Source organism: Streptomyces beijiangensis (genome assembly GCF_017315755.1).
GTDB lineage: Bacteria > Actinomycetota > Actinomycetes > Streptomycetales > Streptomycetaceae > Streptomyces > Streptomyces beijiangensis.
Genome location: NZ_JAFLRJ010000464.1, coordinates 1 through 5,888 on the forward strand (window position 1 = coordinate 1; position 5,888 = coordinate 5,888).

Below are 5,888 nucleotides of genomic sequence, written 5' to 3' on the forward strand. Positions count from 1 at the left end.
GGATCGCCGCCCCCGCGGCGAAGTGCAGCAGCCAGTCGCGCTCGGCCACCGCGTCGTCGTCGAGGAACGCGATGATCCCGCCGCGGGAGGCGGCGATCCCCGTGTTGCGGCCGGCGGAGAGGCCGCGGGGGCCCGCGTTGGCGAGCACCCGCACCTCCCCGTCCCTCGTGTGTTCCTTGGCTCCCGTGTGTTCCTTGTACTCCTGGCCGAGCCTGACGAGCAGCGCCGGGTTGTGGTCCACGACCAGCAGCGTCTCGAGAGCCGGCAGCGACTGGTGCACCACCGAGTCGACGGCCGCCAGGATGTCCTCCCAGCGGTCCTCGGTGTACACACAGATCACCACGGAGATGGCCTGCTCGCTCAAGACACCTCTCCCCGCCCTGAGTTGAGGCCGATCGCTTGCGGACGGCTCTTCGGCCTGCGGGTCGCCTTCTCCGTGAGGATCACCTTGAGCACGCGGATGCCGTCCCTGACAGCGCTGAGGTTGGACGTGCCGTGGATCCGGTTGTACTCGTGGCTCGGCACCTCCTGGACGCGCAGGCCGGCCTTGACCACCCGGATGTTGAAGAGCGTCTCGATCTCGAAGCCGGTGCAGTCCAGGACGACATCGTCCAGGACGTGCTTCCAGAAGGCGTTGTAGCCGTAGCAGAGGTCGGTGTAGCGGGCGCCGAACTTGCGGTTGACGATGGTGCAGAGCGCCCAGTTGCCGAGCTTGCGGATCGGCGTCATGTCGTCCGTGCCACCGCCGTTGGCGAAGCGCGAGCCCTTGGCGAAGTCGGCGCCGCCGACGAGCGCCGACACGTAACTGACGATCTCCTGGCCGTCGGCCGAGCCGTCGGCGTCGACCATCACGATGATCTCGCCGCTGCAGGCGGCGAATCCACTGGTCAGGGCGTCGCCCTTGCCCTTGCCGACCTGCTTGACGACGACCACGTCGGGCCACAGTTCGCGGGCGACCTTGACGGTGTCGTCGGTTGAATTGCCGTCCACCAGAACCACTTCGTGGATCCAGTCGGGAAGCGACTTGAAGACGTAGGGAAGATTCTCCGCCTCATTCATGGCGGGAATCACGACGCTCACCAAAGGCGCAATGGCGAGGTGCGAGGAGACCGGTGTGTACGCGGCTGGTATTCGAACAATCGCCGTCTCGGTCGAATTGCCGTTCCCTGAAGACGCGGTCACTGGATCTTGTCCCGGAGCGGCCGGGCGTAGAGATGAGCTCATGAATCTGTTTCCCTCTCCACCGGTGGACCGCCCGCCCCCGGGCAGTCCGGATGAGTTTCCGGTTCGAAAGGGGGGTTCTCACCCGGGCATGACGAATCAGCGCTCCGTGCATGCTGGGTGAGCTGGCATTACTGCTTGCGCGGCCCGAGACTCGGCATTACTTCGGTCACCGAGAACGGCACCCCCCTACCGCGCTCCCTCACCGGTTGCCATCGCGACGCTTGAGCCCTCCCCTAGAGCCGCTTTGCATAGGACCGGTGCGGGTGGATGTACGACGGTATTGACGATTGGGACTGTATGGCAAGACCTTTAACGCGGTCTCACCGTTTTGTAATTTCGACCGTACTTTCGCGATCATTCATTGAATTCGATGATCGCGTGCTGTGCTGTACGAGAGCCGGCAGGAAGAGGAGCGAGCTGATCACGGCCACGGCCGCGACCCCGCTCCGGGCCGACCACATATGCGTGGTCAGCATGATCTCCGCAATGAGCAGATCGATACCGACTGCCCCTGCCGAAGACGCCACCAGGCGTCCGAATGGTTCCAGTCCGCGCAGATTCGCCGAGAGCGCGGCGGCGGGAGCCACCAGAAGGAAGAAGAGTGCGAAAGGAGCGCGCAGAGGCGAGGCCAGATCGGCGAGCGCCAGCGCGGCGCCCACCGCAGAGACGGCGAGTGCCGCACCCGCGACGGCGGGCAGCGAGTCGGACCACGCCGCTGTTGCCAGGCGACCCGGCCGGCCCGGCTGAGCCGGTGACGAGTCGCTTGATCTACTGCCAAGAGTCTGCATAGCCGACGATTCCCCCCGAAGCGTCTGATGCCGGATTCAATGTCGCGCAGTCCGGCGACCTCCGTCAAGGACGCGTGCGGTGCGTATGGGCTTCCCGGAGGTGTGGGGCGCCTCCGGAGAGCTCACTGGTCACTTTCGTTCAACTGCGTGTCATTACAAGAGTGTTAAGCGACATGACGATGAGTGAACGGTGAAAGTCTTGACATGGACACTTCCGCTGCCTGATGGGGCCTGGTACGACAGATGTGGCAGAGATCCTGCTAAGGGAGGTTCCATGAAACTGTCCCGATTCGCGTCATACGCGTCCTCACTTCTGTTCGCCGTCGTCCTCGCCCTCACCGGGGCGGGCGCGGCCAACGCAGCCCAACAGGCCCAGTCCATCGACTATGTGGCCCTCGGAGACTCGTACTCCTCGGGTGTCGGAGCCGGCAGCTACGACAGTGCCAGCGGCTCCTGCAAGCGCTCGACGGTCGCCTATCCGGCCCTCTGGGCGGCCGCGCATTCACCCTCCACGTTCGCGTTCGCCGCTTGCTCCGGCGCTCGTACGGGTGATGTTCTCTCCGGTCAGCTCGGCGCCCTCAACTCATCGACCGATCTGGTCTCGATCACCATCGGCGGCAACGACGCCGGCTTCTCGGACGTCATGACCACCTGTGTCACCTCTTCCGACGCGACCTGCCTCAGCCGCGTCGCACAGGCGCGCGGCTACGTCGACTCGACCCTGCCGGGCCAACTCGACCAGGTGTACTCGACGATCAGCGCAAAGGCCCCCGCGGCGCACGTCGCCGTACTCGGATACCCGCGCTTCTACAAGATCGGCGGCAGCTGCATCGCCGGTCTGAGCGACACCAAGCGCGCCGCCATCAACGGCGCGGCCGACTACCTCAACGCGGCGACCGCGAAGCGTGCGGCCGACCACGGCTTCAGCTTCGGTGATGTCACCGGGACCTTCACCGGCCACGAGATCTGCTCGTCCAACGCCTGGCTGCACAGCCTCAACTGGCTGGACATCGGCGTCTCCTACCACCCCACCGCCGCCGGACAGTCGGGCGGCTACCTGCCCGTACTCAACTCGACGGACTGACGCTCCCTGTCGGGGAGGAGGCCCCGTCCGTCGGGGTCTCCTTCCGGCACGTCACCGAGAAACGCACCGGATCGGACGTCACCCGGGAGGGGCTGCGGACCTCCACCCGGATCTGGTCCCGGTACGTCCCGTCCGCCTCGTAGGTCAGCTCGGTGTGGTCGACCTGCTGGGTCTTTGCGCCGCCGTCGGGGAAGTCCAGCGTCTTCCAGCCCGAGTCGGACCCCTGACCGTTCGCGGTGATCCAGCGGTACTCGACCGTCACCGGCGTACGGCCGACCGTGAAGTCCGCCGTGAAGGCCGGGGCCTGCGCCTGGGGCGGCGGGCAGGTCCCTTCGTAACTCCCGCGCACCGTCCGGACGTACACCTTCACCGACTGGACAGGCGGGCTGCTCTTCTTACCGCCTCCGCCACCACCGGCCGGAGTGCTCGCGCCGCTGCTCGCCGAGCTGTGGCCGCTCTCCGACGGGGTGGTGCTCCCTGTCGAGGGGCCCGAGGACGAGGAGCCGCCGGCGGAGGTGTTGTTGTCCTTGTCCTTGCTGCCGTTGTTGTGCAGCAGCGCCCAGGTGATCCCGGCGACGGCCAGCAGCAGTACGAGGATTCCGGCGGCCAGCACCAGGCCGGCCCTGCGCGGCCGGGTCTGTGACATGGGCGTGGTCGGTCCTGTGGCGCCGCCGGTCGCCGGATACGCGGAGGGGACGGTCGGCTGCACGGGATGCGGAGCCGGCCTGTACGGCGGGGGCGTCCCCGCCGTCACCGTGGGGCCGTACGGTCCCGAGGCCGCCACCGTGGGCGCCGCTGCCGTGCCGCCCGCGGCCACCGCGCGCAGCATCCGCCCCGCCTCCTCCGCACCGAGGCGGTCAGCCGGGTCCTTGCGCAGCAACCCCTCGATCACGGGTGCCAGCGCGCCCGCCCGGCGCGGGGGCGGCAACTCCTCCTCGACCACCGCGCGGAGCGTGGCGAGCGGAGTGTCGAGACGGAACGGCGCACTGCCCTCCACCGTCACGTACAGCAGCACGCCGAGCGCCCAGAGGTCCGACGCGGGGCTCGCCGCCCGCCCCAGCGCCCGCTCGGGGGCCAGGTAGTCGGGCGAGCCGATGAGCTCGCCCGTCATGGTGAGCGCGGAGGTCCCCTCGACCATGGCGATGCCGAAGTCGGTCAGCACCACCCGCCCGTCGTTGCCGATCAGCACATTGCCCGGCTTCACGTCGCGGTGCAGTACGCCCGCCTCGTGCGCGCTCCGCAGCGCGGCGAGCACCTCGGCGCCGATGTGTGCGGCGCGCTGCGGGGGGAGCGGCCCGTCCGCGTCCAGGACGTCGGAGAGCGAGAGGCCGCGCACCAGTTCCATCACGATCCACGGGCGGCCGTCGTGCGAGGCGACGTCGTACACCGTCACCACATTGCGGTGGGTGATCCTCGCAGCGGCCCAGGCCTCGCGCTCCAGGCGGTCGTAGAGCCTGTGTACGTCGCCGGAGGGCAGCACGCCGGGCGCGCGCACCTCCTTGACCGCGACCTCGCGGCCCAGGACCTCGTCGCGGGCCCGCCAGACGATGCCCATGCCGCCTTGGCCCAGTTGGCTCAGCAGCCGGTAACGGCCTGCCACCACCCGTTGCTCGTCGGGTACTTCGGTCACGGGTGAGCCCCCATCCCGGTGGAAACCACTCCAAGCTAGCTCAACTCAGTGGAGACGACGCCTCTTTGGGCAGGAGGCCTGTGTCAACCCCGTACCGGAGCGGTGAATCCTGCTACCGGGATACACGAGTGTCACGAGGGGGCGATAGGGTTAACCTGCCCGGGCCGGGTGCCCTCGAAAGGGTGGGGAGTGACATGGAACAGATAACAGTGCGCAGCAGGCCGCGAGTGCCTGCGATCACGTGTGGAACAGGCTCGACCAGCTCGCGTCTCGACCGCCATCTCTCGGTGCTTGGCGGTCCTGCCGTCCCGCAGCGCGAGTCGGCAGAGGCGACGTTGCTGATGCGCGAGCTCACCTCGCGTGACGTCGCGCACTCCCGCACTGGCAAGGGAGCGCGGGTCAAGCTCTTCGCGCCGCTGCGGCGGCTGCGCCGCACGCTGTTCGGCAGCCGCGGCTGACCCTTCGGCCCTCCGCAGGAATCCGGCTGTTCGTTTTCGCCGGCAGCAGACGCTCTGGCGATCACACCGTCCCGGCGCAACGCTGCTCGCTGCCCCGCTGTCATTCCCGGGGCACTCAGCAGCGTGTCGGTGTGCTCGCCCGGAGTGTGCACGGCACTGGCCGCAGGGTCTCCTACAGCAGCGCGAACTGGCCCTCGGGTCCCTCCTCGTGATGGTCGAGGACCGATGCGGGGCGGCGCGACGCCGGCGGTACGGGCAGGACTCCTGCCGCCCTCAGCTCGGAACGCGTCAGATACGGGCCGCTCAACTCCGGCCTTGATGCCCGTAGTCCGGTCAGCAGAGTGAGCACCGTGATCAGCTCCAGAAGCTCCGACGTCCACTCCTGCGTCCAGGCGGGCAGGTCGGGTGCGGTCGTACGGCGATGGAACCAGAGCTCCAGCATCCGGATGTCGCCGACATGGAAGTCCCACGCCTCGGGCGGTACGGGCGATATCCGGCCCTCGCCGACGAGCAGCGCCTCCTCCTCGGGGTCGTAGCCGATCTCTGCGGGGCGGGCGGACGCCGGCCCTACGTGCGGGCGCCGGTCCCCGCCCGCCCCGCAGAGATCGGCTACGACCCCGAGGAGGAGGCGCTGCTCGTCGGCGCGGGCCGGATATCGCCCGTACCGCCCGAGGCGCGGGACTTCCATGTCGGCGACATCCGGA

General features: G+C 68.4%; 7 protein-coding genes. 2 read left to right on the plus strand and 5 right to left on the minus strand.

Annotation, left to right across the window (positions count from 1 at the left end; genetic code table 11):
- From J0695_RS34695 to J0695_RS34705, 3 genes are all read right to left on the minus strand, one after another.
- The coding region (locus J0695_RS34695; protein ID WP_206968751.1) for a glycosyltransferase family 2 protein at nt 1-364 on the minus strand (364 nt) is incomplete at its 3' end.
- Nucleotides 361-1,224, minus strand: a complete 864-nt coding sequence (locus tag J0695_RS34700) for a glycosyltransferase family 2 protein (protein ID WP_206968752.1) — start codon at nt 1,222-1,224, stop codon at nt 361-363. The genes J0695_RS34700 and J0695_RS34695, both read right to left, overlap by 4 nt.
- Nucleotides 1,225-1,544: 320 nt before the next feature.
- On the minus strand, nt 1,545-1,883 hold the full coding sequence (locus J0695_RS34705; protein WP_307798865.1) for a hypothetical protein: 339 nt from the start codon (nt 1,881-1,883) through the stop codon (nt 1,545-1,547).
- A gap of 403 nt (nt 1,884-2,286) precedes the next feature.
- Between J0695_RS34705 and J0695_RS34710 the strand changes: the two genes are divergently transcribed.
- Nucleotides 2,287-3,096 (plus strand): SGNH/GDSL hydrolase family protein, encoded by an 810-nt coding sequence (locus J0695_RS34710; RefSeq protein ID WP_206968753.1) that lies wholly within the window; start codon nt 2,287-2,289, stop codon nt 3,094-3,096.
- On the opposite strand, the gene J0695_RS34715 is transcribed toward J0695_RS34710, so the two are convergent.
- Nucleotides 3,080-4,726: a serine/threonine-protein kinase gene (locus J0695_RS34715; RefSeq protein WP_206968754.1), complete on the minus strand. Its 1,647-nt coding sequence runs from the start codon at nt 4,724-4,726 to the stop codon at nt 3,080-3,082. The two genes, J0695_RS34710 and J0695_RS34715, sit on opposite strands and share 17 nt — an antisense overlap.
- A gap of 194 nt (nt 4,727-4,920) precedes the next feature.
- Between J0695_RS34715 and J0695_RS34720 the strand changes: the two genes are divergently transcribed.
- Nucleotides 4,921-5,184: a hypothetical protein gene (locus tag J0695_RS34720; protein ID WP_206968755.1), complete on the plus strand. Its 264-nt coding sequence runs from the start codon at nt 4,921-4,923 to the stop codon at nt 5,182-5,184.
- Between the two features lie 172 nt (nt 5,185-5,356).
- Here the strand turns inward: J0695_RS34720 and J0695_RS34725 are convergent.
- Nucleotides 5,357-5,888, minus strand: a 532-nt coding sequence (locus J0695_RS34725; protein ID WP_307798866.1) for a type ISP restriction/modification enzyme, incomplete at its 5' end; no start/stop codon positions are given.

Coding starts and splice junctions, on each gene's coding strand:
- J0695_RS34700 (WP_206968752.1), bottom strand. CDS start 1,224: ATGAGCTCATCTCTACGCCCGGCCGCTCCGGGACAAGATCCAGTGACC.
- J0695_RS34710 (WP_206968753.1), top strand. CDS start 2,287: ATGAAACTGTCCCGATTCGCGTCATACGCGTCCTCACTTCTGTTCGCC.
- J0695_RS34720 (WP_206968755.1), top strand. CDS start 4,921: ATGGAACAGATAACAGTGCGCAGCAGGCCGCGAGTGCCTGCGATCACG.